Source organism: Agrobacterium sp. 5Ca39 (assembly GCF_055382365.1).
In genome coordinates, this window is sequence record NZ_AP026437.1 from 1,954,468 (window position 1) to 1,972,436 (window position 17,969).

Consider the following 17,969-nt stretch of genomic DNA (forward strand, 5'->3'; position numbering starts at 1 on the left):
AGACTTGAACATCCAGTTTTGAGAATTGCTTGCATTTTATCCATTGCCGCGGGAAACAAAGGCCCCATATGCTGCGCAAAGCATAATCAGAAGGACATATCCGATGACCCTCAACCAACCCGTTCCGCAGCCTGTCTTCGCCCTCGCCGAAACAGCCACCCCACTGCTCGGCGACCTGCCCGGCTGGAAGCTTTCGGACCTTTATCCGTCGGGAGATTCGGCCGAATACAGGGGTGACCTGGAGAAAGCGGCGTCGATGGCGGCTGCTTTTGAGCAGAAATGGAAGGGCAAGCTTGAGGCCGCCGCAAAAGCGACAGGCGAAAAGGGCATCGGCGCGGCGCTGAAGGAATATGAAGCGCTGGACGATCTTATCGGCCGCATCGGCTCTTTTGCCGGGCTCACCTATTTTTCCGACACATCCAATCCGGCAAACGGCAAACTCTACGGCGACGCCCAGGCGAAACTGACGGATATTTCCTCCCACCTCCTGTTCTTCACGCTCGAACTCAACCGCATCGACGACGCCACGATGGATGCCTGCATGGTGAATGATGCGGCTGCAGGGCATTACCGCCCCTGGCTTGTGGATTTGCGCAAGGACAAGCCGCACCAGCTCGATGATCAGCTCGAACAGCTTTTCCTTGAAAAATCGATGACCAGCGCGGCGGCGTTCAACCGCCTCTTCGACGAGACGATGGCAGATCTGCGTTTCGACATAGACGGTGCAAGCCTGCCGCTGGAAGTGACGCTCAACATGCTTCAGGAGCCGGAACCGGAAACCCGAAAGAAGGCGGCGGAAGCGCTGAGCGGCACCTTCAAGGCCAATCTGCGGGTCTTCACGCTCATCACCAACACGCTCGCCAAGGACAAGGATATTTCCGACCGCTGGCGCAAATTCGAGGATATTGCCGATAGCCGCCACCTGGCGAACCGCGTCGAGCGCGAGGTTGTCGATGCGCTGGCGGCGGCAGTCAAAAAAGCCTATCCGCGCCTTTCGCATCGCTATTACGCCATGAAGGCGAAGTGGCTGGGCATGGAGCAGATGAATTATTGGGACCGCAACGCGCCCCTTCCCGATACGTCGAACACGATCATTTCGTGGGATGAGGCAAAGGATACCGTACTTTCCGCCTATGGCGACTTCGCGCCGGAAATGGCCGATATTGCCCGCCGCTTCTTCGATGAAGAATGGATCGACGCCCCTGCCCGCCCCGGCAAGGCGCCGGGTGCCTTTGCACATCCCACCGTGCCCTCGGCCCATCCCTATGTGCTGGTCAACTATCTCGGCAAACCACGCGACGTGATGACGCTTGCCCATGAGCTTGGCCACGGCGTGCATCAGGTTCTGGCCGGCGAACAGGGGGCCCTGATGTGCGCGACGCCTCTCACTCTGGCTGAAACGGCCTCGGTGTTCGGGGAAATGCTGACCTTCCGCAAACTGCTCGATGACACGAAGGATGTTCGGGAACGCAAGGCCATGCTCGCCCGCAAGGTCGAGGACATGATCAATACGGTCGTGCGCCAGATTGCTTTTTATGAATTCGAGCGCAAGCTTCACACTGCGCGCAAGCAGGGTGAACTGACCTCCGAGCAGATCGGCGACTTGTGGCTTTCGGTTCAGGCCGAGAGCCTGGGTCCGGCGATCCGGATTTCCGAAGGCTATGAAACCTGGTGGACCTACATCCCCCATTTCATCCACTCGCCCTTCTATGTGTACGCCTATGCCTTTGGCGATTGCCTGGTAAACTCGCTTTATGCGGTTTACCAGAAGGCCGAGTCGGGCTTTCAGGAGAAGTATTTTGAGCTTCTGAGGGCGGGCGGCACCAAGCACCATTCGGAACTCCTGAAGCCCTTCGGCCTTGATGCGACCGATCCCTCCTTCTGGGACAAGGGGCTTTCGATGATCGAGGGGCTGATCGACGAGCTGGAAGCGCTGGATAACAGGCAGGCTTAATCTCATCCACCGGCAGGGCTATCCTGTTCCGGATAAGCTTTGCCGGTTGATAGTGCCGGCACAGGATGCCGGTCATCAATTTCGGGCGACGAGCACAGGCCATGAAACGCAAACCCGCCGATCTGACCTTGAGGGAAACGCTGCGCTGGGAGCCACAGACCGGCTTTCAGCGCATTGACCAGCATATCCGCCGGCTGCTGCGCTCTGCCGACGCGCTCGGTTTCCGTGCCCCGGTCAATGCGGTTCAGGCGCTGGAAAAGGCGGTGGGCGGCGACAAGCCGCTCTGCGTCAGGCTGGTGATGAACTACAAGGGGGAACTGGACATCGAAACCACCGAGTTCGAGCCCCTGCGACAGGATACGGTTTGGCGGGTTCGTATCGCCCGGAACGTCACACTCGATTCCACTGATACCTTCTATCGCCATAAGTCCTCGCGCCGCGAACCCTATGACGCCGCCCGTGCTGAATTTTCAGCCGGAGAGGCCGACGAGGTGCTGCTGCTCAACGAACGCGGCGAATTGTGCGAGGGATCATCGACCAGCATTTTCGTGGAAATGCCAGATGGGCAATTGCTGACGCCACCGCTCGACAGCGGCATTCTGGCGGGCGTGCTGCGCGCCGATCTGATCCGCGAACGCAAGGCGCGTGGCCAGGCGCTGAGGCCGGAAGACATTGCCGGCCGCAGGCTCTTCGTCGGCAATTCGCTGCATGGGCTGGTTGCGGCGGAACTCATCTAAACCGTTACCGCCAGAAGCCGGTCGCGGCCCTTCTCCTTGGCCGCATAAAGGGCCTGATCGGCACGCGTGAAAATATCGTCCGCGCTTTCCGCCGTCCGATAGGCCGTCATGCCGGCCGAGCAGCTGTAGGAGAAATCCGGAAAATCCGCAAGAGGTCGCGAAAGCCGAACTCGCTGCAGCAGCCGCTCGACAATGTCCCGCCCCTCGGCGAGAGACGTTCTCGGCAGGACGAGCATGAATTCTTCACCACCGATCCTGCCGAAACAATCGACCCTGCGGATGACGGAATGGGCGACGCCGACAAAATCGCGCAGCACCGCGTCACCGCACTTATGACCGAAACGATCATTGATCTGCTTGAAAAAATCGATATCGAGCGTGCAAAGGCAAAAAGAGGCCTCCAGCCCCTTTGAGACCTGCTCGACCTGCAACGCCAGCTTGGCGAAGACGAAGCGACGGTTCGCCGTTCCCGTGAGTTCGTCCGTCTGGGAGGCGCGTACGGCCAGATCCCTGTCCTGCCTCAGCGTTCTGTAACCCTGGCGCAATTCGGTGACATCGCTTGCAACGCACAGCATCCAGCCATCCTGCTGCACCGTTTCCGTCATCCAGAACCAGCGGCCGTCATACATGTCCATCTCGAAGGCGCGGTAAGGCAGCTTGCCGCGACGGGACTGCGCCGACAGCAGCCATCCCTCGAAATCATTGTTGCGAATGACGACACCGGTCCGCAGCCGGTGGTTCAGCCGCATGATATCCGCCCAGGTCGGAAAATCATCTTCGGCAAGCCTGAAGCTCTCCCGAAACGACGGATTGGCATGCCGCAACCGATCGTCGGAATCATAGAGGGCGATCAAAACGGGGGTGGCACTCTGAAGCGCTGTTACACGCGCGAAAAGATCACTCAACAGGCAACTCCTGTGATGGAGAAATCCCTCCTCCATCATCCCGTCAAGCCCTCCCCGAGCCTTGGTCGATGGCGAAAAGAAGAGTTCAATTATAAACGCGCCCTCCAAAATGCGAAGAGGCAGAATGAAGGGAAGAGAAGCTGAACTGACCTTGCGGGCAGCACCGTCATATGTCCGTCATCTGCCTGCCCTTTATTGTGGCACGCTTTTGTGATCTAGCTTACTTATTGGCTGAAAAAGGAAAATTGACGAATGACGGACGCAAACCACCCGATTTATGGCGATATCGATGGCCCAATCATCATGATCGGCTTCGGCTCCATCGGGCGCGGCACTCTTCCGTTGATCGAACGTCATTTCAATTTCGACCGGACCCGCCTCGTGGTCATCGATCCGCGCGCAGACATCGCCCCGTTTCTGGCCGAGAAGGGCATCCGTCATATCCAGACACACCTGACAAAGGAGAACTATAAGGAGGTTCTCAAGCCGCTTCTTAAAGGCGTGCGGGGTCAAGGTTTCTGCGTCAACCTTTCCGTGGATGCCGCATCCGTCGATCTCATGCGGATCTGCCGTAAACACGGCATGCTCTACATCGACACCGTCGTCGAGCCATGGCCCGGCTTTTATTTCGATGCCGATGCCGACAATGCCGCGAGAACGAATTATTCGCTGCGCGAGACCATGCTCAAGGAAAAGGCGCGCAGACCCGGCGGCACGACGGCCGTTTCGACCTGCGGCGCCAATCCGGGCATGGTCTCGTGGTTCGTGAAACAGGCACTCGTCAATCTCGCAAAGGATATCGGCGTCGACATCGAGGAGCCGCAGTCCCATGACCGGGAAGGCTGGGCGAAACTGATGGAGCGGCTTGGCGTCAAGGGTGTTCACGTGGCTGAACGCGACACCCAGCGGGCGAAAGAACCCAAGCCCTTCGGCGCTTTCTGGAACACGTGGTCCGTCGAAGGTTTTATCGCGGAAGGTTTTCAGCCGGCCGAGCTCGGCTGGGGAACGCATGAGAACTGGATGCCGAAAAACGCAAAAAAACAGAAGAAGGGCAGCAAGGCAGCGATCTATCTCGATCAGCCGGGCGCCAACACAAGAGTACGCACATGGTGCCCGGGCCTTGGGCCGCAATATGGATTTCTCGTCACGCACAATGAGGCGATTTCGATTTCGGATTATTTCACCGTCCGCAATGATGGTGGCGACGTGACATACCGACCCACCTGTCATTATGCCTACCATCCCTGCAACGACGCGATTCTCTCCCTGCATGAACTCTTCGGCAATGGCGGCATTCCCCAGCCGGTTCAGCATGTGCTGGGCGAAGACGAGCTTGTCGATGGCGCCGACGAGCTGGGCGTCCTGCTTTATGGTCACGAAAAAAACGCCTATTGGTATGGCTCCCGGCTCAGCCTGCAAGAGGCGCGGTCGCTTGCCCCGAACCAGAACGCGACCGGACTGCAGGTCAGTTCGGCGGTGCTGGCCGGCATGGTCTGGGCGCTCGAAAATCCTCAGGTTGGCATCGTCGAAGCCGACGAGATGGACTATCGCCGCTGCCTTGAAGTGCAGCGCCCCTATCTCGGCCCGGTCGAGGGTCATTATACCGACTGGACACCGCTTGATGGTCGTCCCGGCCTGTTCCCCGAAAATCTCGACAAGTCCGATCCCTGGCAGTTCCGCAACATCCTCGTGCGCTGATGGAAGAGTCTCATATTTGCCACGCCGGGACTTTCCTGAACGACCTCAGGAACCGGGGAGAGCGAACAACGTTGCCTTGAAATAAAGAACGCTTCACGGCATGGTCGAAGCAAGAAGCTTTTATCGAATCGCAGGAGAACAGGCTCATGAACTTCAAGACAAGCGCGGCTTTGCTTTCAGCCGCCATCGCGGTGTCTTCATGCGTCGCGCCGGGTCCATCGCAGCAAACCTCGATGGCGCCGTCCCTGTCCCGCGGGCCGGCTGTCGACGGCCGCTGGATCGACCGCAACGGCATCGTGTCGACCTTCCAGAACGGCGCCTTCTCCACCCGGTCAACCGACACCAACACGCTGCTGGCCTCCGGCACCTATGTCACCATTTCGCCGACGCTTTACGAAATCAATATGACGTCGCTGGTGCGCAACACGCAGTCGCGCGTCAACTGCGCCCTCGTCTCCCCGTCACAATTGAACTGCACGACGGACACAAACAGCCAGTTCTCGCTCACGCGTCAGGGCTGATAATATCACCTATTCAATAAGATAAACCCCTCAGACGCACGCCTTTGGCGTGCGTTTTTCTTTATTGCCTACCTGTCATAATTTCGCTTGCGGCGACTGCCGCTAAATGGAAACATCCGGTTTTCGAAAGACTGACATGTTTTCGGACTAAAGAATGAGCGCGGTCGGAGAATGATCAACCGGCCAGGGCTTCCGCTTTGAACAGGAGAGAGGGACCATGAAGAAAATTTTGGGACTGGGCATGCTGAGCGTTTCGGCGATAACGCTTTCCGCCGGCGCGGCTCTGGCCGATTACGAGCTCAACATTCTTCACATCAACGATTTTCACTCCCGTATCGAATCGATCAACAAATTCGACTCAACCTGCTCTGCGGAAGAGGAAGGCAAGAATGAATGCTTCGGCGGTGCCGCGCGCCTGCTGACAGCGATCAACCAGACAAGGGATGCCCTGAAGGCCGGGGGGAAAAACGTCCTGCTGCTCAATGCCGGCGACAATTTCCAGGGCTCGCTGTTCTACACCACCTACAAGGGCACGGTGGAAGCGGAAATGCTGAATGCCATGAAGTTCGACGCGATGACCGTCGGCAACCATGAATTCGACGATAGCGAGGACGGGCTCGCCGGCTTCCTCGACAAGGTCCAATTCCCCATCGTGACCGCCAACGTGGTGGCCACCGCCGCCTCTAAAATCGGCGACCGGGTAAAGCCGTCCGTCGTGCTCGAGGTCGGCGGACAGAAAATCGGTATCGTCGGCGCCGTTGCCAACGATACGGCCGAACTGGCAACACCTGGTCCCAACATCACCATTGCCGAAGATGTCGCGAAAATTAGCGAACAGGTACAGAAGCTGAAGCAGGACGGCGTCGATAAGATCATCGCGCTCACCCATGTCGGCTACCCGCGCGATCTGGAATTCATCGCCAAAATTCCCGATGTCGATGTTGTGGTTGGCGGCCATTCGCATACGCTGCTGTCGAACACCGACCAGAAAGCCGAAGGCCCTTATCCGACGCTCGTTGACAATCCCGGCGGCTACAAGGTTCCTGTCGTGCAGGCCGGCCAGTACAGCAAATATCTTGGCGACCTCAAAGTCGTCTTCGACGACAACGGCGTGGCTAAGGAAAGCAAGGGAGACCCGATCCTCGTCGATTCCTCCTTCAAGCCCGATGAAGCCACGCTGAAGCGTATCGATGAACTGAAGGCGCCGATCGAAGCCCTGAAAGCCAAGGTGGTCGGCACTTCTGAGGGCCCGATCGAGGGCGACCGCAAGATTTGCCGCGTGAAGGAATGCTCGATGGGCAATCTGGTGGCCGACGCAACGCTGGCCCGCGTCAAGGATCAGGGCGTCACCATCGCTTTTGCAAATAGCGGCGGCCTGCGTTCCTCCATCGATGGCGGCGATGTCTCCATGGGTGAAGTGTTGACGGTTCTGCCGTTCCAGAACACCGTCGCAACCTTCCAGCTCAAGGGCGAGGATATTCGTGCCGCCCTCGAAAACGGCGTCAGCCAGATCGATGACGGTGCGGGCCGCTTCATGCAGGTTTCCGGCATGAAATATTCCTTCGACCGCTCGAAGCCGGCCGGCAGCCGCGTCGTTTCCGTCGAAGTCAAGGAAGGCGATGCCTTCGTGCCTCTCGATCCCGCCAAGACCTATATCGTTGCGGCCAATAACTACGTGCGGACCGGGGGTGACGGCTTCAAGGTTTTTGCGACCAAAGCCATCAACGCTTATGATTTCGGCCCCAATCTCGAGGAGGCCGTCGCGGCCTATATTACCGCCAACAGCCCCTATAAGCCCTATACGGATGGCCGCATCGCCGAAGTGACGCCCGCAGGTTACGTCGCCCCGGCGAAGCCCGCAGCACCCGCGCCGGCAGCGACGACAGCCGCTCCGGCCGCCACACCGGCACCCGCGCCTGCAGCCCCTGCCACGCCCGCACCGCCCACAACGACGCCTGCTGCAGGCGCCAGCAAATATGTGGTGGAAAAAGGCGATTCGCTCTGGAAAATTGCTGCGGAGAAATATGGCGACGGCGCGCTCTGGCAGAGAATTGCCAAGGCTAACACGCTGAAGCATCCGAACCACATCGAAATCGGCGAGGAGCTGGAACTGCCGGCTCAATAAGCGGGGCTACAGCAGACAGGGCAATATGCCGCAGACACGAAGCCGGCCCTCGAATTTCTGGGCCGGCTTCTTTTTTCTAATTAAAAACAGATACTTACGGTAATGATTTTGCCGCCTGAAGGCATGTGCCTGCCGGAATGGCGGAAATAGCCGGTGGCGGTGGTTTAATCCTGAAGAATTTCGTCTAGAACACGATGAACAAAGTAACGCCACGGGCGTATAGCTCGGGCACGTCCAGCCAAACTTCATTGCTGTTTGCGTTGGGGTCAATAAACAGACGATGGAGCGTTTCCAGCCTTTATCCGAGGCGGAGCGTCCCTCGCACAACCAGTTCGAGTTTCAGGGTATCATTCATGGTGACAGAACTATCCGCACTCCCCGCGAACCATCCCCGTGTCGCATTTGGCAAGGTGGGCGTGCTGCTCGTCAATCTCGGCACGCCCGATGGTACGGATTATTGGCCGATGCGCCGTTATCTGGCGGAGTTCCTGAGCGACAAGCGCGTTATCGAATGGTCGCGCCTCTACTGGTACCCGATCCTTTACGGCATCGTCCTCAACAAGCGCCCGCAGAAGGTTGGCAAGGCCTACGAGGAAATCTGGAACCACGAGCGCAACGAAAGCTACCTGCGCACATATACGCGCAGCCAGGGCGAGTTGATGGCGCAGGCATTGAAGGATTTGCCCAACGTGGTTGTGGACTGGGCAATGCGTTACGGGCAGCCTTCCATCGCCTCGAAGATCGACGCGCTTAAAGAACAGGGCTGCGAAAAAATCCTGCTTTTTCCGCTTTATCCGCAATATGCCGCGTCCACCACGGCGACCGTGAACGACAAGGCGTTTGAACATCTGATGAAACTGCGCTGGCAGCCAGCGATCCGCACCGTGCCGCCCTATCATGACGATCCCGCCTATATCGGGGCGCTCGCCGCCTCCGTCAAAAACCATCTGGCGACGCTGGACTGGGAGCCGGAGATGCTGATCACCTCCTTCCACGGCATTCCGCAATCCTATTTCAAAAAGGGCGACCCCTATTATTGCCATTGCCAGAAAACCGCCCGTCTGCTGCGCGAGGCTCTGGGCTTGACCGAAAAGAACTTCATGATCACGTTCCAGTCCCGTTTCGGACCGGAAGAGTGGCTCCAGCCCTATACCGACAAGACCGTGGAAAAACTCGCCTCGGAAGGCATCAAACGTATAGCCGTGATGAATCCCGGCTTCGTATCGGATTGTCTTGAGACCCTGGAGGAAATTGCCGGTGAAGCCGGAGAAATCTTCCTGCATAATGGCGGCGAGAAATTCACCCACATCCCATGCCTGAATGACAGTGTCGAGGGCATGACCGTTCTCGAAAAGGTTGTGCGGCGGGAGTTGCAAGGCTGGGTGTAATCTTGCCATAACGATACGGGGGTAAAACCCTGATCATGATGTGCTGGAGGGTAAAGTGATGATCGCATTGGGCGGTTTCGACATCGTCGTCTTGGCAGCCGTGGTTCTGGTCATTCTGGTGCTGTTTGCCGGCATCAAGACCGTGCCACAGGGATACCGCTATACGGTGGAACGTTTCGGGCGCTATACGCGCACGCTCGAGCCTGGCCTGAACCTCATCGTACCCTTCTTCGAGCGCATCGGCGCCCGCATGAACGTGATGGAGCAGGTGCTCGACATCGCCACCCAGGAAGTCATCACCCGCGACAATGCCAGCGTTTCCGCCGATGCGGTGGCGTTTTATCAGGTTCTGAACGCGGCGCAGGCTGCCTATCAGATCGCCAATCTGGAAAACGCCATCCAGAACCTTACCATGACCAATATCCGCTCGGTCATGGGTTCGATGGACCTCGATGAATTGCTGTCGAACCGCGACGCCATCAACGACCGCCTTCTGCGCGTGGTGGATGAGGCCGTGGGACCATGGGGCATCAAGGTCACCCGCATTGAAATCAAGGATATCGCGCCGCCGAAGGATCTCGTCGATTCCATGGCGCGGCAGATGAAGGCGGAGCGCGAAAAACGCGCGCAGGTGCTGGAGGCGGAAGGCGCCCGCAATGCCCAGATTTTGCGCGCGGAAGGCGCAAAACAATCCGCTATTCTGGAAGCGGAAGGCCAGCGCGAAGCAGCGTTCCGCGACGCCGAAGCGCGCGAACGTCTCGCCGAGGCCGAAGCCAACGCCACCCGGATGGTGTCGGAAGCCATTGCCGCCGGCAATGTCCATGCCATCAACTATTTCGTTGCTCAGAAATACACCGAAGCACTTGCAGAGATTGGCACGGCCAAAAACGCCAAGATCGTGCTGATGCCGATGGAGGCCTCGGCGCTGATCGGCTCTCTCGGCGGTATCGGCACGATTGCTAAAGAGGTCTTCGGCAACGACGGAGACGCGCCCACTGCTCCCGCCGCCCCCGCATCCTCCCGCTCCGTGCCGCCGACACGGGCTTCGGGCCAGACGATTAACGTCACGGCTCCCGGCAATCCCTTCGGTTCTTCCTCGGAGAAGTGACGATGCTGCAAGGGCTTGCCACGGAACTTGGACCATGGAGCTGGTGGATCGTCGCTTTCGTGCTGCTCGCTGCCGAACTCATCGCCCCCGGCGTCTTTCTGATCTGGATCGGCCTTGCCGCACTGGTCATCGGTGCGCTCTCGCTGCTCCTTTGGCAAACAGCGTTTTGGGCGTGGCAATTGCAGTTAGTGATGTTTGCCGCGCTCTCCGTCGTTTTCGCTCTGCTCGGCCGGAAATACTTCGGCAGAAACCGGGCGACAAGCGACGAGCCCTTCCTCAACCAGCGAGAGGCAAGCCTTGTCGGCCGCACGGCGACGCTTCAGGAACCGATTGTCGAAGGGCGGGGCCGTATCAGGCTGGACGATACCTGGTGGCCGGTCAACGGTGAAGACCTGCCGGCGGGAACCCGGGTGAAGATCGCTTCCGCCCGGGGACGAACGCTGACAGTCGAGCCGTTAGAGCGATAGGTTTTCAGGATCAGCCTTCTCAGGATCGGCGGGCCTCAGGCCACGCCGATTCTCAGCAGATCGTGGAAATGCACCAGCCCTATCGGCCGGTTATCGTCATCAACCACGATCAATGCGCCGATGTGGAATTTTTCGAGCGTTGCCAGCGCACCCGTTGCCAGGACCGATTTTTTGACCGTCTTGGGCGTCCGGGTCATGATATCGTCCACGGTCAATTCGGCAAGATTGCGCGACAGGTTGCGCGCCATGTCCCCCTCGGTGACGATGCCGCACAGACGCCCGTCCTCATCGAGAACGCCGACGCAGCCGAAATGCTTGCGGGAGAGAACACCCACGGCTTCCGGCATGGCCGTTCCCCTGTTCACCAGCGGCACACGATCACCGGTATGCATTATGTCGCTGACCAGCGTGAGACTGGCGCCCAGCTTGCCGCCGGGGTGAAATACCTTGAAATCGCCCGCCGTAAAATTGCGCGCTTCCAGCAGCGCAACAGCAAGGGCATCACCAAGCGCAAGCTGCATCAATGTGGAGGTTGTGGGCGCAAGGCCAAGCGGGCAGGCTTCCTGCTCGTTGGGAACCAGCAATACGATATCGGAAGCCTTCGCCAGCGATGATGTCTCGGAACAGGTCAGCGCGATCAGCGGAATGGAAAAGCGGCGCGAATAATTGATAATGCTGCGCAATTCGGCACTTTCCCCACCCTTGGAGATGGCCAGAACCACGTCGTCGCCGCCGATCATGCCCAGATCGCCGTGATTGGCCTCCGCCGCATGAACAAAAAATGCCGGCGTTCCAGTGGACGCAAAGGTGGCCGCCAGCTTCGCACCTATATGCCCGCTTTTGCCCACACCGGTTATGATGAGACGGCCGTTCGACTGGCCGATTGTTTCGATCGCCTTGCAGAAGGGGACCGAGAGACCGTCTCGCAGAGCCGTCTCGAGGGCGGCAAGGCCCGCCCGCTCCATCGAAATCGTCCGTACGGCGGATTCGATGGCATTGTCTTCGACCAAGTTGACGGCGCGCGTAATCATGGCCGACTGTTACTCTTTCAGCCGGAATAAGTCCACTCCCTGCCGGGAGCCGCCTGCTTTAGTGGCGCAAATCCGGCGGAGAAATTTCCTCCATGGTTCCCAGCCGCTTAAAGGGAATGTTTTCTTCATCGACGAGATATCGGCCAGCGGTCCTCACCCAGGAAACCGAACCGTCGGTGCGGCGCACGGCATATTCCTGACTGTAGAAGCTTGCGTCCTTCAGGGTGTTCAAGGCGGTCTCTATCACCCGATTCCGATGATCCAGATCCACTTTTTCGAGTATCTGGAAAATACTGATGCCCTGCATTGCCTGTCTTAGTGGAATTCCGAGTAGTTCAGCGCACACTTCATCCAAATAGAAGCGGTCATTGGTAATATCCCAACAATAGAAACCGACCTGTTTGATATTCAAAACGGCTTTCATGAAACGACACTGTCACACAAAATAAAATTCAATACGATTTGCCGGGCAATGGAAGGTCAACTTTCGTTAATCATAGGGCGATTCCGTGCCAAATTGAAACGTTTTAATCTTTTCATATTAGGAATATTTTGCATTTGCGAACAGCCCCGCTGCCGCCAGCTCTGACCGGTGCGCGCAGGTAACGGGAGTGGACGGCACTCCAGGACGCCTCCCCGTGACATCAGGAAATTCCCGTGATCTTTATCAACTGTTAACCATAAAAAACCTATTGTTAAAGCGATGTTAAAACTTGCGTCGACTGTTTGGTCCCTGGTTTGTCCATGTCGTTTCGTCGGCCTTTCTGACTGGGGCCTGCGGCAATGTATTGGCGGACTGTCGGTCCGGCATTCGGCCCATTCGCCGGGTGAAAAGGAATGACTGTGAAGGGCACCGCCACACGTCTGCCGACGTCGCGGAAAGCAGCAACCCTGCTGCTCGCCTGCACGCTTTTTTACCACCACGAAGATGCTTCTGCACAGACGGCGACTGCCGCCCCGGCAATGCCGGGCGCCGCTGCCACGGCCGATGGCATTGGCTCCGCCGCTCCCGCGCCGACCCCCGGGACAATGGCGGGTACGGCCCAGGCCACAACGGCACCTGTCCCCACGCCCCAACTCTGGCGTCCCTCAAATAATCCCGGTGACGCGATTTCCGAGCAGCAGGACGAAGCGGGGCAGCCCTATGCCGACGCAGACAACCCCTATGAGCCGACCGTGGACGGGGGCGAAAACCCACGCGTTGTTACCGAACCCGGACAGACTCCGGGAATTCGGCTGGGCACCCTTCTGCTCCGGCCTTCGATCAGTCAGACCATCAACACGGAAAAACAGAGGAATACGGGTGGTCCCTCGCGACGAAACTATCTGACGACGGGCATACGCGGAACGCTCACCAGCGACTGGTCCCGCCATGCTTTGACCGTCACCGGAGACGGCGCGTGGGAGAAAAACTTCGGTGATAAGGATGGAGAAGAACCAAGGGCGCGGATAGAGGCCGATCTGCGTCTTGACCTCGGATCAGAAACAACCGCCAACCTCAAGGCCGGTTACGAATTCAGCCGTGAAGACACGACCGATCCCAATGCTTTGACCGGCGCCGCCGTGCAGGGTGGCGAACACCGTTTCAGCGCCGGAGCATCGATAGAGCGGGATTTCGGCAAGCTGCGAGGCCTGGCCGCGCTTGACCTGTCCCGTACGGTGTATACCGACGCGAAGGGTCTCGATGGCCGGCCGATCAGCCTCAGTGACCGTGATCAGAATGGTGCGAATCTGCGCGGACGCCTCGGCTATGAGCTGTCACCAGCGCTGATCCCCTTCCTCGAACTGAACGCCGGCACAACGAAATATGACAGCCGCCTCGACAATTCCGGTTATGCCCGTTCATCCAATGCCTATGGGGCGAAGATTGGGGCAGAGGTCGATCTCGGCGAAAAGACCCGTGGCGAAGCCGCCATCGGTTATCTGCGCAAACAATATGACGATGATCGCCTTGCGTCGATCGGCGCGTTGACGCTGGACGGCGAACTTAACTGGTCACCCCAGCGCGGCACGAATGTCAATCTTGGCCTGCGCACGACAATAGAGGATTTCGCCGGCGGCCCGCAGGGCGGATGGGTTTCCTATCGCCTGGATGCCGGGCTGACCCACGAATTGCGCAGCAATCTGGTAGCGCGATTGACCGGCCAAATCGTGCACCGCACATTCCCCTCCTCCGACACGGAGGACGCCGTGGAATATACGGCGGGTGCCGGCCTGACCTGGGGTCTCAACCGTTATCTCGATCTGACCGCCGATGTCAGCTACCAGTGGACACCGGTTTATGACAGCAGCGAACTTCGCGTCGGTGCAGGGCTTGTCCTGAAGCGATAAGCGCCAAATAAAAATCCCGGCGCGAAGGCCGGGATTTTGTCATCTATTCTTTGGTCTCTCACTTCAGCCCGTCGATCAGGGCCTTGATCGGCTCTTCGATTGCCGGACGGATATCGCCGCGCTCGAGAGCGAAAGCGACATTGGCCAGAATGAAGCCATCCTTGGCGCCGCAATCGAAGGTCTGACCGCGGAAATGATAGCCTGCAAACTCCTGCGACTTGGCAAGCGTCAGCATGCCGTCTGTCAACTGGATTTCATTACCGGCGCCACGCTCCTGATTTTCGAGAATATCGAAAATCTCGGGCTGAAGAATATAGCGACCGTTAATGTAGAAATTCGAAGGCGCTGTACCCTTTGCAGGCTTTTCAACCATTTCGGTGATCTTGAAACCCTCACCCACGGTCTCGCCCACGCCGACGATACCATATTTATGCGTCTGGTCGGGAGCGCATTCCTGCACGGCGATGACGTTGGCCTGGGTCTGGTCGTAAAGTTCGACCATGCCCTTCAGGCAGCTTTTCTGTGAATGCATGATCATGTCAGGCAAAAGCACGGCGAAGGGCTCGTCGCCGACGATATCACGGGCGCACCAGACCGCATGGCCCAGGCCGAGCGGCACCTGCTGGCGCGTGAAGCTTGCGGTGCCTGCCTTGGGTAGAAGGCCGGCCAGCAGTGTCAGCTCGGCGTTCTTGTTGCGCTCGCGCAGCATCTGTTCAAGTTCAAATTGAATATCAAAATAATCTTCGATCACCGCCTTGCCGCGGCCGGTGACAAATACAAAATGCTCGATACCCGCTTCTGCCGCTTCATCGACGACGTACTGAATAACCGGCTTATCTACGACGGTGAGCATTTCCTTTGGAACTGCCTTGGTTGCGGGCAGAAAGCGCGTGCCGAGACCTGCGACGGGAAATACGGCCTTCCGAATTTTCTTATGTTCTACCACATATTCCTCCTGAGAGATAACACTTGATCACAATCCCCGCACGCTGTTGTTATTTCAAAAACAACAACGTTTTGTAAAGGGTGACGCTACCATCTATTAATGGTAAAGAATTTGTTGACGTTCTTTTGTTATCCATGATGACGCCCGATGCGTTTTCGCAATCGAAATGACATTCGAGAGAACGAAAGACAGACGATGACAAAGATGATCCTTTCAGATGTCCGCAAATTCGGCTGCATGGTGGCTGCTGGCCTGGTAATCTCGCTGGCGCCGGTTTCGGCCCGCGCCGATGCCGGATTCCGTCAGTGGATCAACCAGTTCTATGCAACAGCCGCGAAAGAAGGCATTAGCAAGGCGACCTATCAGAAAGCCTTTGCCGGCGTTAGCGAGCCGGATCCCGACGCTTTGCGCAAGGCCACTTTCCAACCGGAATTCACAACGCAAATCTGGGATTATCTCGACTCCCGCGTCAATCCGTACACGGTGCGGATTGGCCGCGAAATGAAGATGAAACACGCGACGACCCTCAACTGGATCGAGCGCAACTTCAACGTCGACAAGCACATCATTCTCGCCATCTGGTCGATGGAATCGAATTACGGCGCGGTTCTCGAAAAGCCGGAGCGTCTGCACAACATCCCGCAAGCGCTGGCAACGCTCGCCTATTCCGATCCCAAGCGCGCCAAATTCGCGCGCACGCAATTGATTGCCGCGCTCAGGATCCTTCAGGCGGGTGACGTCACCCCCAAACAGCTGACGGGCTCCTGGGCCGGCGCGATGGGCCATACCCAGTTCATCCCGACAAGCTACCTGCTTTACGCGGTAGATGCGGATGGCAATGGCAAACGGGACATCTGGCATTCCGTCCCGGACGCTCTCGCAACTGCCGCCAATCTTCTCGCGAAAAACGGCTGGGAGCCCGGCCGGACATGGGGTTACGAAACCGCCGTTCCGCGTGGCGGCGCGCGGTATGAAGGCCAGACGAAGACCATCGCGGAATGGGCAAAGCTTGGCTTCACCCGCCCCAACGGCAAGAATTTCACCCGTGGTTCCGACCGCGCGATGCTGAAACTGCAGGGTGGGGCAAACGGCCCGGGCTTCCTGATGATGAAGAACTTCTTCACCATCAAGAAATACAACGCCTCCGACAGCTATGCGCTCGCCGTCGGACTGCTCGCGGATGAAATCGCCGGTTACGGCGGCATGCAGCAGAAGTGGCCGCGTCCGGACGGTACGCTGGATATTCGCGAAAAATTCGAACTTCAGACCCGCATGAAGGAACTCGGCTATTATGACGGTGAAGTCGACGGCAACTTCGGCTCCGGTTCCAAGGCCGCCATCAGTGCCATCCAGTCACGCATGGGGATGGACGCGGACGGCCAGCCGTCGCAGCGGTTGCTGAGAGCCCTCCGCAACTGATAATGTGCCGGCGAGTTCGGCGGCAGTTACGAAACGCCGCCGAAATATCCGGAAGGGCCGATGTCATGAGTACGAAACCTGCGGAAAAAACTGGAAGAACCGGCTGGCGTTTCTGCGCTGTCCTTCTTTCCGCTGTTCTTGCCATGCCGCTCGTACCCTCCGAGAGCTTGGCACAGGAACAGCGGCGCACCCTGTTTGAAATGCTGTTCGGCAGGCCGGTGGGCCGCGATGGCGGATCAGGCCGCGAATACCAGCCCCGCAACCGGCGCGATTTCCCATCCGCGCCGCGTGAAAGATCGGTTACCCGCCCGCAACCAGCAAGGAAAGCGCCTTCGGTGGTGCAGATGCGAACCGCTAAGCCGGAGCCTGCCGCCAAGCTTGAAAATGCCAGGCGCGTCCTTGTTATCGGTGATTTCCTCGCCGGCGGAATGGGGGAAGAGCTGGTCAATGCCTTTGCCAGCTCGCCGGCAATTGCGGTCGATGTGCGTGCCAATGGCTCTTCCGGCCTGGTGCGCACCGATTATTACGACTGGTTCAAAAACCTGCCGCAATTCATAAGCGAGACCAACCCCGCCACCATCGTCATCATGATGGGCTCGAACGATCGCCAGCAGATGCAGATCGGCGATATCAAGGAAAAATTCGGCACGGAGGTCTGGCTCAAGGAATATGAGAGGCGGATCGATGAGCTTCTCACCCTCGCCGGCCGCCCGAAAGTGCCGCTATTATGGGTGGGTCTGCCCGCCTTCCAGTCTCCCTCGCTTTCTGCGGATCTCGTTGGGTTCAACCGGCTTTACCGCAGCCATGTGGAAAAATTCGGCGGCGAGTTCGTGGATGTCTGGGACGGTTTTGTCGACGAAGCCGGCAAATTCGTCATCACCGGTTACGACATGAACGGTCAGCAGGCCCGCCTGCGTGAGGCCGACGGTATCGGCATGACGCAGGCCGGAAAGCGCAAGCTTGCCTTTTACGTCGAGAAATTCGTCCGCCGGCACCTCGACGGCGCCGGACCGGACCTTGTGAAACTGGACGGCAGCAATCTGCCGGCACTCACCTCCCTGCCGGCACTTGGCATCGATGCGGGACAGGTGCGCACCCAGCCGATCAGCCTTACCGATCCTGCTCTCGATGGCGGCGACAAACTGCTCGGGGATGTCCCTCTTTCGGCCGCACCAACACGCGTCTCCGTCGTGGAATCCCCGCGTGAAAGGCTGACCAAGCGTGGCGAAATGGCCGATGCGCCGGCAGGCCGCATCGATGACTATCGGATGACGCCCGATACCACACAGGCAAAGCAATAGAAGCTTGCCCGCCGTCTGCCGCCCAGTCGGTCGGCGTA

15 protein-coding genes are annotated in these 17,969 nt (G+C 58.4%); 11 read left to right on the forward strand and 4 right to left on the reverse strand.

Annotation, left to right across the window (positions count from 1 at the left end):
- Positions 1-103 precede the first annotated feature (103 nt).
- Both ACZ47E_RS22745 and ACZ47E_RS22750 read left to right on the forward strand, forming a co-directional pair.
- The gene (locus tag ACZ47E_RS22745; RefSeq protein ID WP_022563063.1) at positions 104-1,954 is read left to right on the forward strand and encodes a M3 family oligoendopeptidase; all 1,851 of its coding nucleotides are present in this window, start codon (positions 104-106) and stop codon (positions 1,952-1,954) included.
- 101 nt (positions 1,955-2,055) lie between these two features.
- Positions 2,056-2,691, forward strand: a complete 636-nt coding sequence (locus ACZ47E_RS22750; RefSeq protein WP_022563064.1) for an aminotransferase class IV family protein — start codon at positions 2,056-2,058, stop codon at positions 2,689-2,691.
- Here ACZ47E_RS22750 and ACZ47E_RS22755 read toward each other — a convergent pair.
- Positions 2,688-3,596 carry a sensor domain-containing diguanylate cyclase gene (locus ACZ47E_RS22755; protein WP_006697187.1) on the reverse strand — a complete coding sequence of 303 codons (909 nt, stop codon included), beginning with the start codon at positions 3,594-3,596 and terminating at the stop codon, positions 2,688-2,690. The genes ACZ47E_RS22750 and ACZ47E_RS22755 overlap by 4 nt on opposite strands.
- Before the next feature lie 252 nt (positions 3,597-3,848).
- Here ACZ47E_RS22755 and ACZ47E_RS22760 point away from each other — a divergent pair, with 252 nt between their 5' ends.
- The 6 genes from ACZ47E_RS22760 to ACZ47E_RS22785 all read left to right on the forward strand — a co-directional run bounded on the left by ACZ47E_RS22760 (position 3,849) and on the right by ACZ47E_RS22785 (position 10,903).
- Positions 3,849-5,294 (forward strand): homospermidine synthase, encoded by a 1,446-nt coding sequence (locus ACZ47E_RS22760; protein WP_004445823.1) that lies wholly within the window; start codon positions 3,849-3,851, stop codon positions 5,292-5,294.
- A 146-nt stretch (positions 5,295-5,440) separates the two neighbouring features.
- Entirely contained in the window at positions 5,441-5,815 is a 375-nt protein-coding gene (omp10, locus tag ACZ47E_RS22765; RefSeq protein WP_003506132.1) for an outer membrane lipoprotein Omp10, read from the forward strand.
- A gap of 217 nt (positions 5,816-6,032) precedes the next feature.
- Positions 6,033-7,940: a 5'-nucleotidase C-terminal domain-containing protein gene (locus tag ACZ47E_RS22770; RefSeq protein ID WP_022563066.1), complete on the forward strand. Its 1,908-nt coding sequence runs from the start codon at positions 6,033-6,035 to the stop codon at positions 7,938-7,940.
- A 353-nt stretch (positions 7,941-8,293) separates the two neighbouring features.
- Complete coding sequence (gene hemH / locus ACZ47E_RS22775; protein WP_022563067.1) at positions 8,294-9,328, forward strand: ferrochelatase; 1,035 nt, start codon at positions 8,294-8,296, stop codon at positions 9,326-9,328.
- A 58-nt stretch (positions 9,329-9,386) separates the two neighbouring features.
- Positions 9,387-10,436: an SPFH domain-containing protein gene (locus tag ACZ47E_RS22780; RefSeq protein ID WP_022563068.1), complete on the forward strand. Its 1,050-nt coding sequence runs from the start codon at positions 9,387-9,389 to the stop codon at positions 10,434-10,436.
- A gap of 2 nt (positions 10,437-10,438) precedes the next feature.
- On the forward strand, positions 10,439-10,903 hold the full coding sequence (locus tag ACZ47E_RS22785; RefSeq protein WP_004445832.1) for an NfeD family protein: 465 nt from the start codon (positions 10,439-10,441) through the stop codon (positions 10,901-10,903).
- A gap of 35 nt (positions 10,904-10,938) precedes the next feature.
- On the opposite strand, the gene ACZ47E_RS22790 is transcribed toward ACZ47E_RS22785, so the two are convergent.
- Together ACZ47E_RS22790 and ACZ47E_RS22795 are read right to left on the reverse strand one after the other, a co-directional pair.
- Positions 10,939-11,934, reverse strand: a complete 996-nt coding sequence (locus ACZ47E_RS22790; RefSeq protein WP_004445833.1) for a KpsF/GutQ family sugar-phosphate isomerase — start codon at positions 11,932-11,934, stop codon at positions 10,939-10,941.
- Between the two features lie 58 nt (positions 11,935-11,992).
- Positions 11,993-12,358: a PAS domain-containing protein gene (locus ACZ47E_RS22795; protein ID WP_022563069.1), complete on the reverse strand. Its 366-nt coding sequence runs from the start codon at positions 12,356-12,358 to the stop codon at positions 11,993-11,995.
- 413 nt (positions 12,359-12,771) lie between these two features.
- Between ACZ47E_RS22795 and uppP the strand changes: the two genes are divergently transcribed.
- On the forward strand, positions 12,772-14,265 hold the full coding sequence (gene uppP / locus ACZ47E_RS22800) for a polysaccharide biosynthesis protein UppP (protein WP_022563070.1): 1,494 nt from the start codon (positions 12,772-12,774) through the stop codon (positions 14,263-14,265).
- A gap of 58 nt (positions 14,266-14,323) precedes the next feature.
- On the opposite strand, the gene galU is transcribed toward uppP, so the two are convergent.
- Positions 14,324-15,211 (reverse strand): UTP--glucose-1-phosphate uridylyltransferase GalU, encoded by an 888-nt coding sequence (gene galU, locus ACZ47E_RS22805; RefSeq protein WP_022563071.1) that lies wholly within the window; start codon positions 15,209-15,211, stop codon positions 14,324-14,326.
- A gap of 195 nt (positions 15,212-15,406) precedes the next feature.
- Here galU and ACZ47E_RS22810 point away from each other — a divergent pair, with 195 nt between their 5' ends.
- Together ACZ47E_RS22810 and ACZ47E_RS22815 are read left to right on the forward strand one after the other, a co-directional pair.
- Positions 15,407-16,630: a lytic murein transglycosylase gene (locus tag ACZ47E_RS22810; protein WP_004445839.1), complete on the forward strand. Its 1,224-nt coding sequence runs from the start codon at positions 15,407-15,409 to the stop codon at positions 16,628-16,630.
- A gap of 65 nt (positions 16,631-16,695) precedes the next feature.
- Positions 16,696-17,931 (forward strand): SGNH/GDSL hydrolase family protein, encoded by a 1,236-nt coding sequence (locus ACZ47E_RS22815; RefSeq protein WP_004445840.1) that lies wholly within the window; start codon positions 16,696-16,698, stop codon positions 17,929-17,931.
- The last annotated feature ends 38 nt before the right edge of the window (positions 17,932-17,969 follow it).

What these genes read in the sequence shown, in the direction of transcription:
- hemH (WP_022563067.1), top strand. Translation starts at nt 8,294, where the DNA reads ATGGTGACAGAACTATCCGCACTCCCCGCGAACCATCCCCGTGTCGCA.
- ACZ47E_RS22795 (WP_022563069.1), bottom strand. Translation starts at nt 12,358, where the DNA reads ATGAAAGCCGTTTTGAATATCAAACAGGTCGGTTTCTATTGTTGGGAT.
- ACZ47E_RS22760 (WP_004445823.1), top strand. Translation starts at nt 3,849, where the DNA reads ATGACGGACGCAAACCACCCGATTTATGGCGATATCGATGGCCCAATC.
- ACZ47E_RS22750 (WP_022563064.1), top strand. Translation starts at nt 2,056, where the DNA reads ATGAAACGCAAACCCGCCGATCTGACCTTGAGGGAAACGCTGCGCTGG.
- ACZ47E_RS22785 (WP_004445832.1), top strand. Translation starts at nt 10,439, where the DNA reads ATGCTGCAAGGGCTTGCCACGGAACTTGGACCATGGAGCTGGTGGATC.
- ACZ47E_RS22780 (WP_022563068.1), top strand. Translation starts at nt 9,387, where the DNA reads ATGATCGCATTGGGCGGTTTCGACATCGTCGTCTTGGCAGCCGTGGTT.
- ACZ47E_RS22790 (WP_004445833.1), bottom strand. Translation starts at nt 11,934, where the DNA reads ATGATTACGCGCGCCGTCAACTTGGTCGAAGACAATGCCATCGAATCC.
- ACZ47E_RS22770 (WP_022563066.1), top strand. Translation starts at nt 6,033, where the DNA reads ATGAAGAAAATTTTGGGACTGGGCATGCTGAGCGTTTCGGCGATAACG.
- omp10 (WP_003506132.1), top strand. Translation starts at nt 5,441, where the DNA reads ATGAACTTCAAGACAAGCGCGGCTTTGCTTTCAGCCGCCATCGCGGTG.
- uppP (WP_022563070.1), top strand. Translation starts at nt 12,772, where the DNA reads ATGACTGTGAAGGGCACCGCCACACGTCTGCCGACGTCGCGGAAAGCA.
- ACZ47E_RS22745 (WP_022563063.1), top strand. Translation starts at nt 104, where the DNA reads ATGACCCTCAACCAACCCGTTCCGCAGCCTGTCTTCGCCCTCGCCGAA.
- ACZ47E_RS22815 (WP_004445840.1), top strand. Translation starts at nt 16,696, where the DNA reads ATGAGTACGAAACCTGCGGAAAAAACTGGAAGAACCGGCTGGCGTTTC.
- ACZ47E_RS22810 (WP_004445839.1), top strand. Translation starts at nt 15,407, where the DNA reads ATGACAAAGATGATCCTTTCAGATGTCCGCAAATTCGGCTGCATGGTG.